Raw genomic sequence first — 20,707 nt, forward strand, 5'->3', positions numbered from 1 at the left:
CTCACTGGCCGTACGCGTTCTGGTAGCGGTCGTGCAGACGGGCGACCTGCTCGGGCGTGAGCGCGCTCGGGGTGCCGAGCTGCCGGGCGATGTGGGTGGTGCGGGCGACGTCCTCGCACATCACGGCGGCCTTGACGGCCGAGCGCGCGTCGGCACCGATCGCGAAGACGCCGTGGTTTCGCATCAGCACCGCGGGCGAGAGGCTTCCTCGCAGGGTCTCGACGATGCCGCGGCCGATCGAGTCGTCTCCGATCAGGGCGAACGGTCCCACGGGGATCTCGCCGCCGAACTCGTCGGCCATCATCGTCAGGGCGCACGGGATGGGCTCGGCCCGCGCGGCCCAGGCCGTCGCGTACGTCGAGTGGGTGTGCACGACGCCGCCGACGTGCGGCAGGTGCCGGTAGACGTACGCCTGGGCGGCCGTGTCGGACGACGGGGCGAGATCACCCTCGAGCACCCGTCCGTCGAGATCGGTGACGACCATGTTGTCGGGGGTCAGGTCCTCGTACGCGACCCCGCTCGGCTTGATCACCATCGCATCGACGCCCGGGACCCGGGCCGAGACGTTCCCCGCGGTCCACACCACGAGCTGGTAGCGGGTCAGCTCCCCGTGCAGGCGGCACACCTCCTCGCGCAGGTGCCGGATCGTCTGGGTGACCTGGTTCGTGACGGTCATGGCGCCCCCTCCACCAGCGCCTCGCGACGCAGCGCCTGCAGACGGTGCATGACGTCGTTGCCGCCGCGACCGAAGTGGTCGTGCAGGGCGGAGTACTCCGCGAACAGCCGGTCGTAGACCTCCGAGCGCCGCTCGTCGGGCTGGACGACAGCCCGACGAACGGAGCCCATGGCCTTCGCGGCGGCGCGTATGTCCGCGTACGCGCCGGCCGCGACGGCGGCATGGAGGGCAGCACCCAGAGCAGGGCCCTGCTCGGACCCGATGACCGAGAGCGGCATGCGGGTCACGTCGGAGTAGATCTGCATCAACAGGGGGTTCTTGGACAGCCCACCCGCGACGACCAGCTCGGCGACCGGGACACCCGCGTCCTCGAACGCCGCCAGGATCGTGCGCGTCCCGAAGGCGGTCGCCTCGATCAGCGCGCGGTAGACGTCCTCGGGCCGGGTCGCGAGCGTCTGCCCGAGGACCAGGCCGGTGAGCTCGTGGTCGACCAGCACCGAGCGGTTGCCGCTGTGCCAGTCGAGGGCCACCAGGCCGTGCGCGCCGACGCTCTGGCGAGCGGCCAGCTCGGTCAGGTGCTCGTGCACCCCGAGGCCGCGCTCGCGGGCGGTCTCACGGACCCCGGCCGGGACGCCGTGCTCGACGAACCAGCCGAAGATGTCCCCCACGCCGCTCTGCCCGGCCTCGTAGCCCCAGCTGCCGGCGACGATGCCCCCGTCCACGACACCGCACATGCCCGGGACGTCGCGCAGGACGCTCCCGCTCATGACGTGGCATGTCGAGGTGCCCATGATCGCGACCATCTGACCGGCGTCGACGGCCTGAGCGGCCGGTGCGGTCACGTGCGCGTCGACGTTGCCGACGGCCACCGCGATCCCTGCCGGCAGCCCGGTCCACTCGGCCGCCTGCGGCGTCAGCGACCCCGCGCGGTGCCCGAGCTGGCCGATCGTCCCGGCCAGCTTGGCGTCCACGAAGTCGGCGAAGGCGGGGTTCAGCGCGGCGGTGAAGTCCTCCCCCGGGTAGGCCCCGTCCTGCAGCATCCCCTTGTAGCCCGCGGAGCAGGCGTTGCGGACGTGCACCCCGCTCAGCTGCCACACGATCCAGTCGGCGGCCTCGACCCAGCACTCCATCGTCGCGTAGAGCTCGGGGTCCTCCTCGAGCACCTGCAGACCCTTGGCGAACTCCCACTCCGAGGAGATCAGCCCTCCGTACCGCGCGAGCCAGGCCTCACCGCGCTCGCGCGCCAGCCTCGTGATCCGGTCGGCCTGGTCCTGCGCCGCGTGGTGCTTCCACAGCTTGACGTACGCGTGCGGCCGGTCGGCCAGCCCGGGGACGTCGCACAGCGGGGTGCCGTCGGCGAGCGCGGGCACCATCGTGCAGGCGGTGAAGTCGGTCGCGATGCCGATCACCTGCGCCGGGTCGATGCCGGACGCTCGCACGGCGTCCGGCACCGCGCGGCGCAGGACGTCCAGGTAGTCCGACGGCACCTGCAGCGCCCAGTCGGGCGGCAGGGGGCGGTCGGGCGTGGTCGGCAGCGCCTCGGTGATCACGCCGTGCCGATAGGGATGGACCGCGCTGCCGAGCTCGCGGCCGTCGGCGACCGCGACGACCAGGGCGCGGCCCGACAGCGTGCCGAAGTCGACCCCGATCACGTACTGATCGCTCATGTCGGTCTCCCCGCGTCGTGGGGCGCGGTGCTGGAGCGCACGATCAGCTCGGGCTCGATGAGCCGTGGCAGATCGTCCTCCTGTCCGGCGATCGCGGCGTGGAGCACCGCGATGGCCCGGCGGCCGACCTCGTGGAAGTTCTGCCGGACGGTCGTGAGCGGCGGGTTGAGGAACTCGCTCTCGGGGGAGTCGTCGAAACCGACGATGCTCACGTCACCGGGCACCGACAGGCCGCCTTCGTGGAGCGCCCGCATCAGGCCGATCGTCATCTGGTCGTTCGCGACGAAGATCGCGCCGGGCGCACCCTCCTCGACGATCCGGCGTCCCGCCTCGTAGCCGCTGCGCGCCGTCCAGTCGCCGAGGTGGAGCGGCCCCGGCTCGAGGCCCGCATCGCGGTGGGCGTCCTCCCACCCCTGCCGGCGCGCCTCGGCCTCTGTCCACTCCAGGGGACCGCGGACGTGGACCACGCTCGGGTGCCCGAGGCCCAGGAGGTGGGACGTCGCCTCGTACGCGCCCTGGTGCTGGTCGACCCCGACCGCGAACCGGGCCCGGGTCAGGTCTCCCTCGACCACGACGAGCGGCACACCGGGGTCCTGGTGGCGGATCACGTCGAGCGCCTCGTACTGCGCCGCGATCATGACGATGCCCTCGACCGACTGCCGCATGAGGTGGTCGATCGCGTCGGTCAGAGACTCGGCCGTCACGGTCGACAGGCTCACCGACCCGGCGAAGTAGCCGGCCTGGCGTGCCGCGTCCTCGACGGTCCGGTGGATGCTGCTCGGCCCGTACAGGCCTGACTCGGTGCTGATGATGCCGATGGTGGACGAGCGCCGGGTGACCAGCGCTCGGGCGGCGGTGTTGGGGCGGTAGCCGAGCTGCTTGATCGCGGCCTCGACGCGCTGGCGGGTCGACTCCTTGATGTTGGGCATCTGGTTGATGACCCGCGACACCGTCTGGTGCGAGACCCCGGCGAGCTTGGCGACGTCGGCCATGACCGGCGCCTGGTTCGGGACTGTCGTCATGCCTGCCTCCGGGTGAACAGCCGCTGGATGACGACGAAGACCAGCAGGAGCACGCCGATCGTGATCTTGGTCCACCAGGAGCTGAGGTTGCCGTCGAACGAGATGAAGGTCTGGATCGTCCCGAGGACCAGGACACCGAGGGCCGATCCCAGGACCAGCCCGGACCCGCCGGCCAGCAGCGTACCGCCGATCACGACGGCAGCGATGGCGTCGAGCTCCATCCCGACCGCGTGGAGGCTGTAGCCGGACAGCATGTAGACCGAGAAGAGCAGGCCCGCGAGAGAGGAGCAGAAGCCGCTGATCACGTACACACCCACCTTGGTCCGGGCGACCGCGAGCCCCATCAGCAGCGCCGACTGCTCGCTGCCGCCGACCGCGTAGATCGTGCGACCGAAGCGCGTCATGTGCAGGCCCCACGCCGCGATCGCGAGGACGACCAGGGCGACCACCACGGCAGGGGTGATGAAGTAGCCGCCCGGCAGCTCGATCGTGCCCATCGCGAACGACGTGAAGGTCGGGTCCTTGATCGGGATCGACTCGATGCTGATCAGGTAGCAGAGGCCGCGGGCCAGGAACATGCCCGCGAGCGTCACGATGAACGGCTGGATCTCGAAGTAGTGGATCACCAGCCCCATGAGGAGGCCGAGGACCGAGCCGGTCAGCAGCACCGCGACGACCACCAGGGCCGCGGGCCAGCCGGCGCGCAGGGTCGAGGCGGCCAGCATCGTCGAGAGCGCCACCACAGACCCCACCGACAGGTCGATCCCGCCGGTCAGGATCACACAGGTCATCCCGACGGCCAGGACGATCAGGAAGGCGTTGTCGACGAGCAGGTTGAGGATCACCTGCGGCGAGGTGAAGCCCTCGTAGCGGATGCCCCCGGCTCCGAGCATGCCCACGAAGAGCGCCGCGGTCGCCAGCACGGGATAGAAGCGCCGCGGTGGCGCGAGCTGCCGCAGCCGGTCGCTCGCGGACCCGCGCAGGTCCTGCGCGGTGGGGGTGTGCGCGGTCATGCCTGGCTCCCTCTCGTCAGCAGCGGGGCGGGACGTCGCACCCGGAGCACCGCCCGGGCCTTGGGCGACTGCAGCAGGCAGACGAGGATGACCACGACCGCCTTGAACAGGTAGTTGGTCTCGGACGGGATCCCGATCGTCGGGATCGTCGTGGCGAGGGTCTGGATGAACATCGCGCCGATGAACGTCCCGGTCAGCGAGAACCGGCCGCCGGCCAGCGAGGTGCCCCCGATCACCACCGCGAGGATCGCGTCGAGCTCGATGAACAGGCCCGCGTTGTTGGCGTCGGCCGCACTCGTGTTGGAGGCGATCATCAGCCCGGCCACGGCCGAGCAGAACGCGATGAAGACGTAGACGGTCCAGGTGATGGTCCGCGAGCGGACGCCGGCCAGGCGGCTCGCCTCGGGATTGACCCCGACCGCCTCGATCAGCATCCCCAGCGCCGTGCGACGGGTCAGCACCGCGGTGACCAGCACGATGGCGAGCGCGATGAGGATCGCGACCGGCAGCCCCAGGAAGAAGCCCGCGCCGACCCGCTCGAACAGGCTGTTGTTGACCGTGATGATCTGCCCGTCCGTGATCAGCATCGCGAGACCCCGGCCCGCCGTCATCAGGACCAGCGTCGCGATGATCGGCTGGATCCCGAGCACCGCCACGAGGAAGCCGTTCCAGAGGCCGAGCAGGAGGCAGACCCCGACGGCCAGGCTCATCGCCGTGATCGCGCGGCCCGCCGAGGACTCGTCCGGCGCGCCGGCGAGGTACGTGCACGACACGGCTCCCGAGATCGCGACGATCGCACCCACCGACAGGTCGATGCCGCGGGTCGCGATGACCAGCGTCATGCCGAGCGCGATCAGCAGCGTCGGGGCACCGTTGCGCAGGATGTCGATGAGGCTCCCGTAGAGGTGTCCGTCCTGCACGCGGATCGAGAAGAACGACGGGGTCGCCACGAGGTTGACCAGCAGCAGCACGCCGAGGGCGAGCACCGGCCAGAACAGCGGGTGGCGGATCGCGCTACGCATCGGCCCGCACCTCCCCCGCGATGACCTCCAGGACGTCGGACACGGACACGTCGTCGTTGACCCGCTCGTCGATCTTGTGCCGGTCCCGCATGACGACGACCCGGTCGCTCAGCCGCAGCACCTCCTCGAGCTCGGCGGAGATGAAGACCACCGCCACACCCTCTCCGGCGAGATCGGTGACGAGCTGCTGGATCTGCGCCTTCGCGCCGATGTCGATTCCGCGCGTGGGCTCGTCGAGGATCAGGAGCTGAGGCTCGGTGATGAGCCAGCGGGCGAGCAGCACCTTTTGCTGGTTGCCCCCGCTGAGGTTGCGCATGAGCGCTTGCGGATCGGCCGGCCGGATGTCGAGGGCCTCGATGTACGAGCGCACCAGCCGCTCCTTGGTCGCTGCCTTCAGCGGCCGCAGCCAGCCCCTCGAGGCCTGCAGCGCGAGGATCATGTTGTCCGCGATCGACAGGTCCCCGACGACGCCCTCGGCGCGGCGGTCCTCGCTCGAGAACGCGATGCCGTGGTCGATCGCGTTGCGGGGGGCGCGGAGCCGCACGCGTCGTCCCTTGACGGTGACGGTGCCGGTGTCGGCGGCATCGGCGCCGAACAGCAGCCGCGCCAGCTCGGTGCGTCCAGAACCCAGGAGACCGGCCACCCCGATCACCTCCCCCTCGAACACCGAGAGGTCGACCGCCTCGACGCTGCCCTTGCGCCCCAGCCGGACGACCTGGAGGAGGGGCTCGCCGGCCTCGACCACCGTCTTCTCCTCGGCCTGGCGCTCGATCCGCTCGAGGGTCTCGAGCTCGCGTCCGAGCATCGCGCGGACGAGGTCGAGACGGCTCGTGGTCGCGGTCACGTACTCCCCCACGAGCTGTCCGTTGCGCAGGACCGTCATGCGGTCGGAGATCTCGAAGACCTGGTCGAGGAAGTGCGAGATGAACACGATCGCAGTTCCCTCGTCCCGCAGGGTCCGGATCACCCCGAAGAGCTTGTCGACCTCGTCGGCGTCCAGGCTCGAGGTGGGCTCGTCCAGGATCAGCAGCTCGGCCTCGATGTCCACGGCCCGGGCGATCGCGACGAGCTGCTGGACCGCGATGGGGTGCTCGCCCAGGCGCGAGCGGGGGTCGAGGTCCAGGCCGAGCCGCGCCAGGACGGAGCCGGCGCGGCGGTTCATCGCGCGGGTGTCGATGCGCCCGAACGAGCGCGGCTCGCGCCCGAGGAGCATGTTCTCGGCGACCGTGAGGTTCGTGCAGAGGTTGACCTCCTGGTAGACCGTGCTGATCCCGGCGGCCTGCGACTCCGCCGGGCTCGTGAACGTACGTGGCTCGCCGCCCACGAGGATCGTGCCCGAGTCGAGGGCGTACACCCCCGTCAACGCCTTCACGAGGGTCGACTTCCCGGCACCGTTCTCGCCCATGAGCGCGTGCACCTCACCGGCCCGCAGGGTCAGCCCCACCGACTGCAGAGCCTTGACGCCGGGGAAGCTCACGGACACACCGGTCATCTCCACCACGGGCGGTGCGACGCTTCGGCGCGGCGCCTCGGCTGCCATCTGGATCATCTCGGTTCCTCGGTTCGTCGGGGGGTGAGGCCCTGCGCACGGGACGGCACAGGGCCTCACCTGTCACGGGCCGTCAGTACTGGCGGTCGGCCAGGACCTGCTTGGCCTGCTCCTGGTCGAAGGCGGTCTCCTTCGTGACGACCCGCTCGGGGACGTCCTCGCCGGCGGTGACCTTCTTGGCCAGCTCCATCAGCTGCGGGCCGAGCAGGGGGTTGCACTCGACGATGTAGTTGATCTTGCCCTCGGACAGCGCGGTCATCCCGTCCTTGACGGCGTCCACCGTGACGATCTTGATGTCGACGCCCGGCTTCATGCCGGCCGCCTCGATCGCCTCGATCGCCCCGAGCCCCTCGTCGTCGTTGTGCGCGTAGACCAGGTCGATGTCCTTTTGCGACTTCAAGAACGCCTCCATGACCTTCTTGCCGCCGTCACGCGTGAAGTCACCGGTCTGCGACGCGATGATCTTGATCGACGGATCGGCCGAGATCTTGTCCTCGAACCCCTTCTTGCGATCGATCGCGGGAGCGGCGCCCGTCGTGCCGGTGATCTCGACGACGTTGATCGAGCCGTTCTTGTCGACGTCGTTGGTGTCGGCGTTGTCGACGACCCACTGACCCGCCTTCTGTCCCTCGACCACGAAGTCCGAGCCGAGGAACGTCTTGTACAGCGACGTGTCGTCGGAGTCGACCGCACGGTCGGTCAGTATCACCGGGATCTTGGCGCGCTTGGCCTCCTGGAGCACGGTGTCCCACCCGGTCTCCACGACAGGGCTGAAGGCGATCACGTCGACCTTCTGCTGGATGTAGGAGCGGATCGCCTTGATCTGGTTCTCCTGCTTCTGCTGCGCGTCGGAGAACTTGAGGTCGACGCCGGCCTCCTTGGCCGCCGCCTGCACGGACTTGGTGTTGGCGGTGCGCCAACCGCTCTCCGCGCCCACCTGGGCGAAGCCCATCGTGATGTCGCCGGATCCGCCGCTGCCGCCGGACCCGCTGGATCCACCACTGTCGCTGCTGCTGCTTCCGCAGGCAGCCAGTCCGCCGGCGATCACCACGCCCGCGGTCACGGTCATCAGTTGTTTGAACACTGTTCCTCCATGTGGGATGGGGACCCGACGTCGCCTGACACCGGACCGGTCGAGGACGGTTGCGGGCGGACATCCGCGTACGTCCCCGGGCTTCACCTCGGCTGAGGATCCGCCCTTCTGCCGACCGATGAGCTCCACGTGTGACGTGGACCACAGAGGTCGTTGGAGAAATTGTTAACGCTAACATTCCTTGTCGTCAAGGCCTTGGCGCAAACTTCGGGCCCGAGCAGGGAGCGAACCGCCCGGGCGACACCCGGTCCTCCCCGGAGCCCTGAACCAGGGAACCGGTCCCCTGGTTCCCACGCCCACGTCTCCAGGCCCACGGCGTCTCGCTGTGTGAAGGTGGAGACGGGGGCAGCCGTGACAGGGACCGATGAGCGACGAACGTCGCGCGTGAGACGCGACGACATCCAGGGGCTGCGTGCCGTGGCCGTCCTGGTCGTCGTGGCGTATCACGCTGGGGCGCCGTTCGTGCCCGGCGGCTTCGTCGGTGTCGATCTGTTCTTCGTGCTCTCGGGCTTCCTCATCACCCAGCTGCTGCTGCGCGAGATCACGATCACCGGCACCGTGAGCCTGCGGCAGTTCTGGGCCCGCAGGGCCCGGCGCATCCTGCCCGTCTCCGCGCTCGTGCTGGTGTCGACGATGCTCGCGGTCCGCGTGTTCATGAGCCCCCTCGACCGCCCGGCAATCGGCCGCGACGTCGTGTGGTCGGCGCTGTTCTCCGGCAACTGGCGGTTCGCGCTGCAGCAGACCGACTACCTGGCAGCCGAGCGTGACCCCTCACCTGTCCTGCACTACTGGAGTCTTGGGGTCGAGGAACAGTTCTACCTCGTCTGGCCGCTTCTCCTGCTCGCGCTCGCCGCCGGTTGGCGGCTGGCGGGACGAGCGGGATCCGTACGAGCCCGACTCCTCGTGCTCGCGTTCGTGACGGTGATCGCGGTCTCGTTCACGTACTGCCTCCACCTCAGCACGACGGACCAGCCGTTCGCGTACTTCGGCACCCCGGCGCGCGCGTGGCAGCTCGCGGCCGGAGCGCTCGTGGCCGTCGCGGTGCCGGTCATCAGCAGCTGGCGGCCCGGCACCCGTACCGGTCTGGGCGTCGTCGGCCTGGCACTGCTGGGTGCGAGCGTCGCGATCCTCGACGAGTCGGGCGTCGCCGGCCTCACCTACCCGTCCTGGCTGGCTGTCGCCCCGACCCTCGCCGGCATGCTGCTGGTCACGGCCGGCACCGGCTCGGCGGGCCCACTGGGGCGGGCCCTCGCGATTCGTCCGCTGCCGTGGATCGGGGACCTCTCATTCTCCTTGTACCTCTGGCACTGGCCCGTGCTCGTCATCGGGATGGCCGCCCTCGACTCGCGTTCCCCGACCACCCGGGCGGCTCTGGTCGCCGTCGCGGTGGGTCTCAGTGTCGCGAGCTTCCACGTCGTGGAGACCCCGATGCGTCACGCGCGGCTGCTGGTCCGTCGTCCGGTGCTCAGCATCGCCGTGGGAGCGTGCCTCGTGGCGGCCGTTCTCCCCGTCGCGGCGTACGCCTCTCAGACCGGCTCGATCGATCGACTGACGGTGACAGGGATGGACGGCACGACCCCCCGCGGCGCGGCGGCCCAGGAGACCGTCAGGCCTCCCCTGGCAGACGCAGCCGACGACCAAGGACCGTTCAAGCAGCACGGCTGCCACGTGGGCTTCGCGCAGGTGGTCGTTCCGTCGTGGGACGCCTGCACCTTCGGGCGCCGCGGGTCCGACCGCGAGGTCGTGGTGCTCGGCGACTCCATCGCCGGTGCGATCGCCCCCGCAGTGCTCACGGCGGGCGAGCGCCGGGGGTGGGCCGTGACGGTCTGGGCCAAGAGCAGCTGCCCGATGGCCGACGTCACCCGGTTCGACCCCGCTCGCGGCGGGACGTACGAGGAGTGCGACGCCTTCCGCGAGGCTGCCCTACGAGCGATCGAGAAGCGCCGACCCGACGTGGTCGTGATCGCGATGAGCCGGCTCACGACCGAGTGGCTGGAGGCCGACGGGAGGCGGCTGGGCAAGCGGGCGTCCGTCGACCACGCGATCGAAGGCATGGTGCGCACGGTCGAGCGTCTCCACGCCACCGGCATCGGCGTGGTGCTGTCGGACTCCCCCAACCGCGCACCGTTCTTCCCCACGTCGTGCCTGGCCGAGACGCGCGACGCCCGCCAGTGCACCTTCCACCGCAACGGGAAGACCTCGATCATGGCGGAGACCTCTCGGGCGATGGGTGACGACGCGGTCCTCGTGAGGGCCAACGCGACGGCGTGCCCCCAGGACATCTGCCATCCCGTCGTCGACAACGTGGTGGTCTATCGGGACAAGGTGCACTTCACCCAGACCTTCGCCAGGACCCTCGCCGATCGGTTCGCCGCCGGCGTGGCCCGGGCCACGCGCCACTGAGCGCCGCTGCCCCGTATCGTCGAGCCGTGAGCCTCTCCCTCCCCACGTACGACCAGGTCCTCGAGCTCCCGGCGCAGGTCGATCGTGTGGTGCCCCAGGAGTTCATCGACGTCAACGGGCACATGAACATCGGCCGTTATCTCGAGATCGGCGGCAGCGCGCTGTGGCTGCGCTGCCAGGAGGACCTCGCGATGACCGACGACTACATCAGCAGCCGAGGGATGTCCACGTTCACCGCGGAGCACCACCTGACCTACTACGCCGAGATCCTCGAGGGCGAGGAGGTCTCGGCCCACGTACGCCTGGTGGAGCGCTCCGACAAGGTGCTGCACACCGTGACCCTGATCGCCAACCGCACGCGCGGGCAGCTGGCCTGCGTCCTGGAGGCGACCCTCGTCCACATGGACATGTCGACACGGCGCCCCACGCCGTTCCCGGACGACGTGGCCGAGCTCATCGACGCCGGACTGAAGTCCGACGACCTGCCCTGGCTGCCACCTCTGTGCGGCGCGATGGGCGTGCGGCGCAGGTCATGAACGACGATCTCGGTCATGCCGTCCAGGTCGAGCGGCCCGCCCGCCGGGTCGTGTCGCTCGTGCCGTCCCTGACCGAGGCCGTCGCCGCCACTCGTCCCGAGACGCTGGTGGGAGCAACGGACTGGTGCACCCACCCGGCAGACCTCGACGTCGCACGGGTGCGCGGGACCAAGAACCCCGACCGCGCGGCGATTGCCCACCTGCACCCGGATCTCGTCATCGCCAACCGCGAGGAGAACCGCGAGCTCGACGTCGACCGCCTGCGCCGGGCCGGCATCCCGGTGTGGGTCACCGAGATCGAGACCGTGGGCCAGTCCTTCTCCTCGATGCGCCGGCTCTTCGTCGACGGCCTCGGCTGGGACGTGCCGGACTGGCTGGACGAGGCCGAGCGGGTCTGGGCCGAGCCGGCGCGCCTCGCACCGGCCCGCGTCGCGCTGCCGATCTGGCGTGATCCATGGATGGTCGTGGGCTCCCGCACGTTCACCGGCGACCTCCTGGGGCGGCTGGGCCTCGTCAACGCGTTCGGCCACCACCAGGACCGCTATCCGCACGTCGAGCTGGACGTGATCGACGCCGCCGGGACCGATCTCGTGATCCTGCCTGACGAGCCCTACGTCTTCACGCCCGTCGACGGGCCCGAGGCCTTCACGCACACGCCGACGGCGCTCGTGCCCGGGCGCGCCCTCACGTGGTACGGACCGTCGTTGGTGACCGCGAGGTCCGAGCTCGAGGCGCTGCTCAGCGCGACGTGAAGGCCCTCACGAGCCGCTGCGCCTCGTCGGTCGTGACCGCGGCCGCGATCGTCGCGGACTCGTCCGCACCCGTCTGCGGCCCCGTGAGGTCCCAGGCGCCGCGGATCAGGCGCTTGGCCTGGCCCAGTGCGGCGGGCGCGCTGTCGGCCCAGGTGCGGGCCATGTCCTCGACCGCGGGCTCGAGCTCGTCGTCGGCCACGACCGTCGTGACGAGTCCCCAGTCGCGGGCCTCGGGCGCCGTGAGCACCCGGCCGGTCAGGGCGAACTCCAGCGCACGCTGCTGGCCGATCGCGCGGGGCACGAGATAGGAGACCCCGCAGTCCGGCGTCATGCCGATGCCCGGGTAGGCCATGACGAACTTGGTCGACTCCGCGGCAATGATCACGTCTGCGCTGAGCATGACGCCGAGACCTGCACCGGCCACGGCACCGCGCACGCCGGCGACGACCGGCTTGGGCGTGTCGGCCAGCGCCCGCAGCGCCGCCTCGAGCACCGTCGCCAGCTCGAGCAGGTAGGCCGACGGGTCGTCTGCGGCGAGGAACGAGCGGACGTCGCCGCCGGCGCAGAACCGCTTGCCCTGAGCCGTCAGCGTGATCGCGCGGACGTCGTCGCCGGCCAGGCCCTCGACCGCCGCGGCCATGTCACGGGCGGCCGGCAGGTCGAATGCGTTGGCCTGGTCGGGTCGGGTGAGGACGATGTGCGCGACGCCGTCGGCGATGTCGAGGTTCACTGCGGCCATGGGTCCTGCCTTCGTGCTGGGAGTCGTGGGCGATCCCAGCCTAGGGGCGGTCCCGGCCGCGCTACTTGTCGGCCGTGGCCTTCTTCGCTGCCTTCTTGCCCGCGCCGAGGCGCGGGGCGTGCGACTCGAGCGTCGACGGAGTCTTGGCGACGACCGGCGGGGTCTCGCCGACGATCGCGTTGTGGCTGCCCCAGACGAGGTACTTGGCCGTCAGGTTGGTCAGCGTCGCGAAGCGGTTGCGGTTGCCCAGCAGCGTCGCGATGTGCAGCGCGACCCAGATGATCCATGCGGGGAAACCGGTCAGCCGCGGCATGAACTTGATCTCGGCGACTGCGGACGAGCGACCGATGGTGGCCATCGTGCCCTTGTCCTTGTACTTGAACGGCTTGGGCAGGCTCTTGCCCGCGACCCCTGCTGCGATGACCTTGGCGACGTGCTTGCCACCCTGGATGGCCGGCTGCGCCAGCTGCGGCAGCGGCTCGTCGGGGCTGACCGAGACGTCGCCGATCGCGTAGACGCCGTCCATGCCCTTGACGCGCAGGTGCTCGTCGGTCTCGATGCGACCGCCGCGCCCCTGCGGGACGTTCCACTCCTTGACGGCCGAGTGCGCCGTGATGCCCGAGGCCCAGACCACGATGCCGGCCTCGAGGAACTCCTGCTGGCCGTCGTGCTCGACGAGCACGCCGTCCGGGCGGACCTCCTTGACGGCCGTCTCCAGCCGCAGGTCGACGCCGCGCTTCTCGAGCGACTTGCGCGCATAGTCGCGCAGCTTGGGGTGGAACGGTCCGAGGACGTGCGGGAGCATCTCGATCAGCGTGATGTGCACGCGGTCGGTGTCGAGCTCGGGGTAGGTCGTGGGCATGTCGTTGTTGCGCAGCTCGGCGAACGCTCCGGCGGTCTCGACGCCGGTGGCACCGCCGCCGACGACGATGATGCGCAGGTCACGGTCCTGGCCGTTGATCGCGGCGTCCTCGAGACCTGCGAACATCCGGTCGCGGACCGCGAGTGCCTGCGAGCGGCGGTAGAGGGGCATCGAGTACTCCTCGGCGCCGGGCACGCCGAAGAAGTTGGCAGTCACGCCGACGGCGATGACGAGCTGGTCGTACTTGACGTCGAGCCCACCGTCGAGGTGCAGCGTCTTGGCCTCGTGGTCCATCGACATGACGGTGCCCTTGAGGAAGCGCACGTTGGACTGCTTGGCGCGGATCGCGCGCAGGAACCAGGTGATGTCGCCGGGGTTGAGGCTCGCGGTCGCGACCTGGTAGAGCAGCGGGTTGAACGTGTTGTAGTTGTGACGATCGATCAGCGTCACGTCGACGTCGGCACGCTTGAGCTTGCGGACGGCTGCGATGCCTCCGAACCCGCCTCCCACGACGACGACGTGGGGACGTTTCTGGACGGTCGCAACGCTCTCTGACATGCCTTCAGTCTAGTCCTCGCACCTGAAAAGCCTTACAGCGCCCGCGGGGGGTGTGACGACGGTCATGGGCGGGCGAACCACTGCGTGGCCTCCGGCCGCCGCAGCTGGATGAGGGCCACGACCGCCGCCGCCGTCCAGGGCAGCCCGATCGGGAATCCGATGATCGAGATGACGATCGTCACGACCGTCATGACGAACAAGAACACCCCGCCCGAGCGCTTGGTGACCAGCACCCGGATCGCCGCGAAGAGGCCCGCCGCCGAGGCGACGAGCGAGATCGAGCTGAAGGCGAGGATAAAGCGGACGGCGGTGTCGAACTCGCTCTCACGGAGGTCGATCATGTCGGCACCGACGCCACCCTGCTCGATCCAGCTGTCGTAGTCGGTGCCCACGACGGCGAAGCCGAGGAGCAGGATCGCCGCCGGCAGGGCCGCCATGAGCGAGCCGACGAACGTGGTCCACACCGCGATGCCGACCGGCCGGGGCAGCTTGTCGGGTGCCGGCTGCGGGGTCCAGTAGGGCTGGGCGCCCGGGTACGGCGACTGCTGGGCTCCCGCGTACGGCTGGTGGGCGTACGGGTGGACCGGCGGCTGAGTGGGCTGGGCCGCCGGGTGCTCGACCGGGGCCTGCTGCTGCGTCGAGAACGGATCGGGCCGCTGCGGCACGGCGGAGGGCTCCTCCGGGGGGAGGTCGCCCGCCAGCTGACGGAACCAGGTCCTGGACTCCCCCGTCCACAGCCGCACCGTGAAGGCGACGGCCATCGCCCCGATCACGGCGTCGAAGAACGAGCCGCCGGTCGCGCCCAGGAAGAAGGAGACGCCGACCAGACCCATGACGACGGTCAGGCCGATGCGGCTGACGCGATCGCCCCGCGCGGTGTGGATCGCGAAGACGACCCCGGCGGCGGCCAGCACCGCGAGCACGGTCAGGAAGACCTTGTAGCCGGACTCCGCGGAGGCCTGGGACATGCCCGCGTCACGCAGCGCCTCGAGATAGGGGGAGACCTTCTCGGCGGCGTTGTCACCGTTCCAGCTCGAGACGAGCGAGATCGTGCGGATGCTCTGGATCGCGGCCAGGCCACCGAGGTAGGCGCACGCCGCCGTGAGCAGCGGAGGACGTCTCGGTGAGGTCACAGTCATGGCCCCATCCCATCATGCCGGGACAAGCACTCACCGAGACGTCCCGCGGTCAGGCCCGGCGCACCGTGAGCTCGTCCGCCTCGGGCTCGCGGTCGACGACGACGGTGTCGCCGTCGCGCACCTCGCCGGCGAGCAGGGAGCGCGCCAGCCGGTCGCCGATCGCCTGCTGCACGAGCCGGCGCAGCGGCCGGGCACCGTACGCGGGGTCCCACCCGGTGAGCGCGAGCCACTCGCGCGCCGCCTCGGTGACCTCCAGCTGGATGCGACGCGGCGCGAGGCGCTTCGCGAGTGCCGAGATCTGCAGGTCGACGATGTGCGCGAGCTCCTCGGTGCCGAGCGCGTCGAACATCACGATCTCGTCGAGCCGGTTGAGGAACTCGGGCTTGAACGAGACCTTGACGACGTCCATGACGGCGTTGCGCTTGGCCTCCTCGTCCAGCGATGCGTCCTGCAGGAACGACGAGCCGAGGTTGGAGGTGAGGATCAAGATGACGTTGCGGAAGTCGACCGTACGTCCCTGGCCGTCGGTCAGCCGGCCGTCGTCGAGCACCTGCAGCAAGATGTCGAAGACCTCCGGGTGGGCCTTCTCCACCTCGTCGAGGAGCACGACCGAGTACGGACGGCGGCGCACCGCCTCGGTCAGCTGACCGCCCTCGTCGTATCCCACGTAGCCGGGGGGAGCACCGACCAGGCGGCTGACCGAGTGCTTCTCGGAGTACTCGCTCATGTCGATGCGGATGATCGCCCGCTCGTCGTCGAACAAGAACTCCGCCAGCGTCTTGGCCAGCTCGGTCTTGCCCACGCCGGTGGGTCCGAGGAACAGGAACGAGCCCGTCGGGCGGTCCGGGTCCGAGATGCCGGCACGTGAGCGCCGCACCGCGTCGGACACCGCCTTGACCGCGGCACGCTGGCCGATGAGCCGCTTGCCGAGCTCGTCCTCCATGCGCAGCAGCTTGCCGGTCTCGCCCTCGAGCAGGCGCCCCGTCGGGATGCCCGTCCAGGACGCGACCACCTCGGCGATGTCGTCCGCGCCGACCTCCTCGTGGAGCATGGACGGCTCGGCGCTCGACTCGGCCTCCTGCGCCTCGGCGAGCTGGCGCTCCATCGCGGGGATCTCGGAGTAGAGCAGCCGGCTGGCCTGGTCCAGATCGCCCTCGCGCTGGGCGCGCTCGGCCGCGACGCGCACCTCGTCGATGCGCTCCTTGATGTCGCCGACAGCGTTGAGGCTCTGCTTCTCGGCCTCCCAGCGCTGCTCCAGGGCACGCAGGGACTCCTGCTTGTCGGCCAGCTCGATGCGCAGCTTCTCCAGCCGCTCGCGGCTCGCGTCGTCGGTCTCCTTCGCGAGGTGCAGCTCCTCCATGTGGAGGCGGTCGACCGAGCGACGCAGCTCGTCGATCTCGACGGGGCTCGAGTCGATCTCCATGCGCAGACGGCTGCCGGCCTCGTCGATGAGGTCGATGGCCTTGTCGGGGAGCTGACGACCGGGGATGTAGCGGTCCGAGAGCGTGGCGGCCGCGACGAGCGCCGCATCCGAGATCGCCACCTTGTGGTGCGCCTCGTAGCGCTCCTTGAGACCGCGCAGGATCGCGATCGTGTCCTCGGGGGAGGGCTCGCCGACGAACACCTGCTGGAAGCGGCGCTCCAGGGCCGGGTCCTTCTCGATGCGCTCGCGGTACTCGTCGAGGGTCGTCGCGCCGATCATCCGCAGCTCACCGCGGGCCAGCATGGGCTTGAGCATGTTGCCCGCGTCCATCGCGCTGTCCCCGCCCGCGCCGGCACCCACGACGGTGTGGAGCTCGTCGATGAAGGTGATGACCTGGCCCTCGGACTCCTTGATCTCGGTGAGGACGGCCTTGAGCCGCTCCTCGAACTCACCGCGGTACTTCGCGCCCGCGACCATCGCCGCGAGGTCGAGCGAGATCAGGCGGCGGCCCTTCAGCGACTCCGGGACGTCCCCCGCAACGATGCGCTGGGCCAGGCCCTCGACCACCGCGGTCTTGCCGACGCCCGGCTCGCCGATGAGGACGGGGTTGTTCTTGGTACGACGGCTCAGCACCTGCACGACACGGCGGATCTCGCTGTCGCGGCCGATGACCGGGTCGAGCTTGCCCTCCGCGGCGACGGCCGTCAGGTCGACGCCGTACTTCTCCAGGGACTGGTAGGTGTCCTCGGCGTTTGCGCTGGTGACGCGGGTCGAGCCGCGGACCGCCGAGAAGGCGGCCTGCAGGGCCTCTGCGGTGGCGCCGGCCTCGAGCAGGATGTTCTGGGCGGCCGAGCCGACCGTGGCGATGCCGACGACGAGGTGCTCGGTCGAGACGAACTCGTCACCGAGCTGGTCGGCGAGCTCCTGGGCACGCTGCAGCACCTCGTGGCTCGTACGGCTGAGGGTGGGGTTCTGGACGCTGGCACCCGATGCGCTCGGCAGCGCCTCGAGGGATGCCTTGAGGTCCGCGGCGACGGACTGGACGTCGACGCCGGCCGCCTGGATCAGTGGACCGGCCGTGCCGCCCTCCTGGGTGAGCAGGGCCTGCAGGAGGTGGGCCGGCTCGACGGCGGGGTTGCCGGCGGCGGCAGCGGACGAGATCGCGCTGCCCAGCGCCTGCTGGCTGCGGGTGGTGAACTTCGCAAGATCCATGGGTGGTGCTCCTGACGTGAAGAAGGGGGGTCACTCAGGACAACATCGTCAAAGTTGAGTCCATTCCTGTCAACTTTAGATCGTCCCCTCCGTCGGCTCACCACCGCGTGGGTCAGTAGCCGGTGAAGTAGTCCGTCCTCACCCGCCTGCACCGCTTCGCCAGGCCCGGGCGCACTGCGTTGACCATGGCCGGCGGACCCGAGACGTACGCGATGCGGTCGGCCAGGTCGGGCACGGCGGCCGCGATGAGGTCGACCGACAGGAACGGCGCCTCGACGTACGTCCAGCCGTCGGGCAGCGACGCGGGCCGCTGGGGGCAGACCAGCACGACGCGGGCACCCGCGAGCTCGTCTGCGAAGGGCACCTCGCCGGGCGTCGACGCCCCGTAGACGAGCACCGCGTCGCGTGACGGCTCGTGCGCGAGCTGGCTCAGGAACGGCGTGATGCCGATCCCGCCGGCCACGAGCAGCACGGGCACGGAGGGATCGGCCGGCAGCACGAAGTCGCCGCCGACACCCGTGCCGTGGACACGCTCGCCCGGCGCCAGGTCGAGCAGCGCCCGCTTGAAGCTCGAGCTGGGCTCCGGCACCCGGAGCGCGACGGACACGAGCCCCGAGGCGTCGGGGGGCGAGGAGATGCTGAACGTCCGGCGGCTCCCCCGACTGTCGGTGCGGGCGTGCGGGACGGTCAGCTCGACGTACTGTCCCGGCACGAACCGGACGGGTCGCCGCGCGCGGAACACCAGCTCGTGCGTCTCGGGCGTCAGCCGGCGCGTCTCCTCGAGCTCCAGCACCAGGCCGCGTCGCCGGGCAAGGGCGAACGCCACGAGGTTGCCGATCAGCAGCGACAGCTCCGGCGTGATCGCGAAGACCCCCAGCGACGGCGGGTTGTCGGTGAGGAAGCCGATCCACATCGGGTAGGCGAACGCGACCGCTGTGACCGCCGCGACCGCGAGCTGCTGGCGCCGCCGCGGCGGTAGGGTGAGCGGCTCGCTCAGCATGAACCCCGCCAGGAAGACGATCGGGTAGGAGTAGAACGTCGTCTTCAGGACGTCGACGAACGACTGGTCCGGACCCGCGACGTCGAGCAGCCGCGCGACGATCAGGACGGTGGCGATCACCACGAACACCGCCGCGACGTCCAGCCGGCGCGTCCGCCACAGCACGAGCAGGGCGAGGACCAGGACGAACGGGAACAAGCGCTCGGTCGCGGCGGTCTGCCAGATCGCGTTGATCCGCTCCTCCCGGCCGACGATCTCCTGGCCGACCACGACCAGGAACGCTCCGGCCGCGGCCGGGTTGAACACGTGCCTGCCGCGCCACGCGAGGACGTACTTGGAGGCGTTGGCGAGCACGGCAGCGAGCGCGAGCCACACCAGGTTGCCCGTGTCGATCGACAGCAGGGGCACGAAGAGGAAGAACAGCAGCAGAGCAGTGATGACGGCGGACTCCGCGTGCGGGCGGACCCGCCAGAGCAGGCCCAGCACCCGGTTGCTGACGTACGACGCGATGAGCAGCACCGCGAGGCAGACCAGGTTGTCGCCCGTCGACAGGCCTTCGATCACGCCCGTCGCAGTGAAGACGGAGTAGACCACGACGAGCAGCAGCAGGCTCAGGGTCACGAGGCGGTACGTCGTGACGCGGCCGAGCTGTCGGTCCAGCAGGTCCCTCATGTGAACACCTCTCCGGGGAAGTTCTCGGACCACTCGACGCGGCCGTCGGCGTGCATGCGCACGAACTCGTGGGGGAATCGCTGCGCGAGCAGGTCGGCACCTGCGAAGAAGTGGGCGGTGGCCAGCCCGTCGGCGCGCATGCACGAGCGCGGCACGACGACCCAGGTCGCGCGGACGTCTCGGGTGGGGCGCCCCGTGCGCGCGTCGAGCAGGTGGTGAAGACCGTCGCCCCACGCCCGGCGGTTCGTCGCGGAGGCGCACAGCGCCTGGCCCGGGCCGACGTCGACGACGCCGATCGCCCGGGTGGGATCGTCCGGATGCTCCATCGCGATCCTGATCGGGTCGGGGTCGTGGTGGTAGATGTCGCCGCTCGCGTCGATCGTGAAGTCGTCCACGTACGCCCCCAGGACGCCCGCGACGAGATCGACCAGGAGGCCCTTGCCGGCGGCACCCACGTCGAGCAGGATCGGCTGACGGGTCGTCAGGACCGGCGGGTCCCACGAGATCGAGTCCCAGTCCGGTACCGCTGCCGGGTCGTCCGCCGCCCTGAGCGAGTAGCCCGCGTCGTAGCCGAGCTCCGCGAGTCGGCGCCCCACCAAGGGGTTGACCGCTCCGTGGGTGGCCTCGTGCAGCTCGCCGTAGAACGAGAGCAGCAGGTCCGCCTCGTCCGGCAGCGTCCACCGCCCCGGCCGGCGGGCGATGTCCGCGACGAGCGAGTCGTCGCGGAACCGCGACCAGGCACGGTCGAAGCGCTCGACCCGATCCGCCACGTCAGCCTCGGCACCGGGCGGAAGCGGCGCCCGCGTGTCGATCTGCCATGCGGTGCCGATCGCCTCGAACGTCCAGGCGTGCACGTCAGGCCCGGGCTTCGCCCTTGATGGTCTCGATCGCCTGGTTGAACCCCTGGCTCGTCAGCGACGAGCCGGCAACCTTGGAGACCGACAGGTCGTCGAGGCTCTTGCCCACGACCTGGTCGGCGACGCCGCCCGCGAACTTGTTCTGGTACTGCTTCGAGGTCAGGTTGTCGGCCTCGGGCGTCACGGTGACGTCCGAGATCTTGCCGTCGGCGACGGTCAGGTCGACCTTGACCGTGGACTCGCCACCGGGGTTGGTGTAGCTGCCCTCGGCGGAGTAGTCGCCGTCCGCGTACGACCCGGGGGAGGAGTCCGCCGCGTCCGTGGTGGCGGCGTCGCTCGGAGCGGCCGAGCTCGACGTCTTGGGGGACGCGGCGCCGTCGGACTCGCTGCTGCCGCATGCCGCGGTGATCAGCAGGACCGACGCGGCGGCCGCAGCCGAGAGCATCTTCTTGTGCGCAGGAAGTTTCATCGTCGGGCTCCAGGTGTCGGGGGCAGGTGAATGAAGGTTCAAC

The 20,707-nt window shown here is 70.3% G+C and carries 17 protein-coding genes; 3 read left to right on the forward strand and 14 right to left on the reverse strand.

Annotated elements, in window-relative coordinates; translation table 11 throughout:
• Window position 1: 1 nt before the first annotated feature.
• From GEV26_RS16360 to GEV26_RS16390, 7 genes are all read right to left on the reverse strand, one after another.
• Window positions 2-676: an L-ribulose-5-phosphate 4-epimerase gene (locus GEV26_RS16360; RefSeq protein WP_153654625.1), complete on the reverse strand. Its 675-nt coding sequence runs from the start codon at window positions 674-676 to the stop codon at window positions 2-4.
• Complete coding sequence (gene araB / locus GEV26_RS16365) at window positions 673-2,343, reverse strand: ribulokinase (protein ID WP_153654626.1); 1,671 nt, start codon at window positions 2,341-2,343, stop codon at window positions 673-675. The genes GEV26_RS16360 and araB overlap by 4 nt, the downstream gene beginning before the upstream one ends.
• Window positions 2,340-3,365 carry a LacI family DNA-binding transcriptional regulator gene (locus tag GEV26_RS16370; RefSeq protein WP_208430984.1) on the reverse strand — a complete coding sequence of 342 codons (1,026 nt, stop codon included), beginning with the start codon at window positions 3,363-3,365 and terminating at the stop codon, window positions 2,340-2,342. The genes araB and GEV26_RS16370 overlap by 4 nt, the downstream gene beginning before the upstream one ends.
• Window positions 3,362-4,378: a galactofuranose ABC transporter, permease protein YjfF gene (gene yjfF / locus GEV26_RS16375; protein ID WP_153654627.1), complete on the reverse strand. Its 1,017-nt coding sequence runs from the start codon at window positions 4,376-4,378 to the stop codon at window positions 3,362-3,364. The genes GEV26_RS16370 and yjfF overlap by 4 nt, the downstream gene beginning before the upstream one ends.
• A complete protein-coding gene (locus GEV26_RS16380) occupies window positions 4,375-5,400 on the reverse strand; it encodes an ABC transporter permease (RefSeq protein WP_153654628.1) in 1,026 nt (341 codons plus the stop codon). Before GEV26_RS16380 ends, yjfF begins: the two co-directional genes overlap by 4 nt.
• Window positions 5,393-6,949: a sugar ABC transporter ATP-binding protein gene (locus GEV26_RS16385; RefSeq protein ID WP_243838799.1), complete on the reverse strand. Its 1,557-nt coding sequence runs from the start codon at window positions 6,947-6,949 to the stop codon at window positions 5,393-5,395. The genes GEV26_RS16380 and GEV26_RS16385 overlap by 8 nt, the downstream gene beginning before the upstream one ends.
• Before the next feature lie 73 nt (window positions 6,950-7,022).
• Entirely contained in the window at window positions 7,023-8,018 is a 996-nt protein-coding gene (locus GEV26_RS16390) for an ABC transporter substrate-binding protein (RefSeq protein ID WP_153909894.1), read from the reverse strand.
• Window positions 8,019-8,426: 408 nt separating this feature from the next.
• On the opposite strand from GEV26_RS16390, the gene GEV26_RS16395 reads away from it, so the two are divergent.
• Genes GEV26_RS16395 through GEV26_RS16405 form a run of 3 tightly spaced genes read left to right on the forward strand, consistent with a single transcriptional unit; the run spans window position 8,427 to window position 11,733 of the window.
• A complete protein-coding gene (locus GEV26_RS16395) occupies window positions 8,427-10,445 on the forward strand; it encodes an acyltransferase family protein (protein ID WP_194839897.1) in 2,019 nt (672 codons plus the stop codon).
• Window positions 10,446-10,471: 26 nt separating this feature from the next.
• Window positions 10,472-10,981 carry a thioesterase family protein gene (locus GEV26_RS16400; protein ID WP_153654631.1) on the forward strand — a complete coding sequence of 170 codons (510 nt, stop codon included), beginning with the start codon at window positions 10,472-10,474 and terminating at the stop codon, window positions 10,979-10,981.
• Complete coding sequence (locus GEV26_RS16405; protein ID WP_153654632.1) at window positions 10,978-11,733, forward strand: helical backbone metal receptor; 756 nt, start codon at window positions 10,978-10,980, stop codon at window positions 11,731-11,733. The genes GEV26_RS16400 and GEV26_RS16405 overlap by 4 nt, the downstream gene beginning before the upstream one ends.
• Here the strand turns inward: GEV26_RS16405 and GEV26_RS16410 are convergent.
• The 7 genes from GEV26_RS16410 to GEV26_RS16440 all read right to left on the reverse strand — a co-directional run bounded on the left by GEV26_RS16410 (window position 11,720) and on the right by GEV26_RS16440 (window position 20,664).
• Window positions 11,720-12,472, reverse strand: coding sequence for an enoyl-CoA hydratase/isomerase family protein (locus GEV26_RS16410; protein WP_153654633.1), 753 nt, complete (start codon window positions 12,470-12,472; stop codon window positions 11,720-11,722). The two genes, GEV26_RS16405 and GEV26_RS16410, sit on opposite strands and share 14 nt — an antisense overlap.
• A gap of 61 nt (window positions 12,473-12,533) precedes the next feature.
• On the reverse strand, window positions 12,534-13,892 hold the full coding sequence (locus GEV26_RS16415; protein WP_153654634.1) for an NAD(P)/FAD-dependent oxidoreductase: 1,359 nt from the start codon (window positions 13,890-13,892) through the stop codon (window positions 12,534-12,536).
• A gap of 62 nt (window positions 13,893-13,954) precedes the next feature.
• Window positions 13,955-15,031, reverse strand: coding sequence for a hypothetical protein (locus GEV26_RS16420; RefSeq protein WP_153654635.1), 1,077 nt, complete (start codon window positions 15,029-15,031; stop codon window positions 13,955-13,957).
• A 49-nt stretch (window positions 15,032-15,080) separates the two neighbouring features.
• Window positions 15,081-17,666 carry an ATP-dependent chaperone ClpB gene (gene clpB, locus GEV26_RS16425; RefSeq protein WP_153654636.1) on the reverse strand — a complete coding sequence of 862 codons (2,586 nt, stop codon included), beginning with the start codon at window positions 17,664-17,666 and terminating at the stop codon, window positions 15,081-15,083.
• A gap of 112 nt (window positions 17,667-17,778) precedes the next feature.
• Window positions 17,779-19,338: an FAD-dependent oxidoreductase gene (locus GEV26_RS16430; RefSeq protein WP_153654637.1), complete on the reverse strand. Its 1,560-nt coding sequence runs from the start codon at window positions 19,336-19,338 to the stop codon at window positions 17,779-17,781.
• Window positions 19,335-20,192 carry an FAD:protein FMN transferase gene (locus GEV26_RS16435; protein ID WP_153654638.1) on the reverse strand — a complete coding sequence of 286 codons (858 nt, stop codon included), beginning with the start codon at window positions 20,190-20,192 and terminating at the stop codon, window positions 19,335-19,337. The genes GEV26_RS16430 and GEV26_RS16435 overlap by 4 nt, the downstream gene beginning before the upstream one ends.
• A 1-nt stretch (window position 20,193) precedes the next feature.
• The gene (locus GEV26_RS16440) at window positions 20,194-20,664 is read right to left on the reverse strand and encodes an FMN-binding protein (RefSeq protein WP_208430727.1); all 471 of its coding nucleotides are present in this window, start codon (window positions 20,662-20,664) and stop codon (window positions 20,194-20,196) included.
• Window positions 20,665-20,707: the final 43 nt, after the last annotated feature.

Origin of the sequence: Aeromicrobium yanjiei (assembly GCF_009649075.1) — a bacterium.
Taxonomy (GTDB): domain Bacteria; phylum Actinomycetota; class Actinomycetes; order Propionibacteriales; family Nocardioidaceae; genus Aeromicrobium; species Aeromicrobium yanjiei.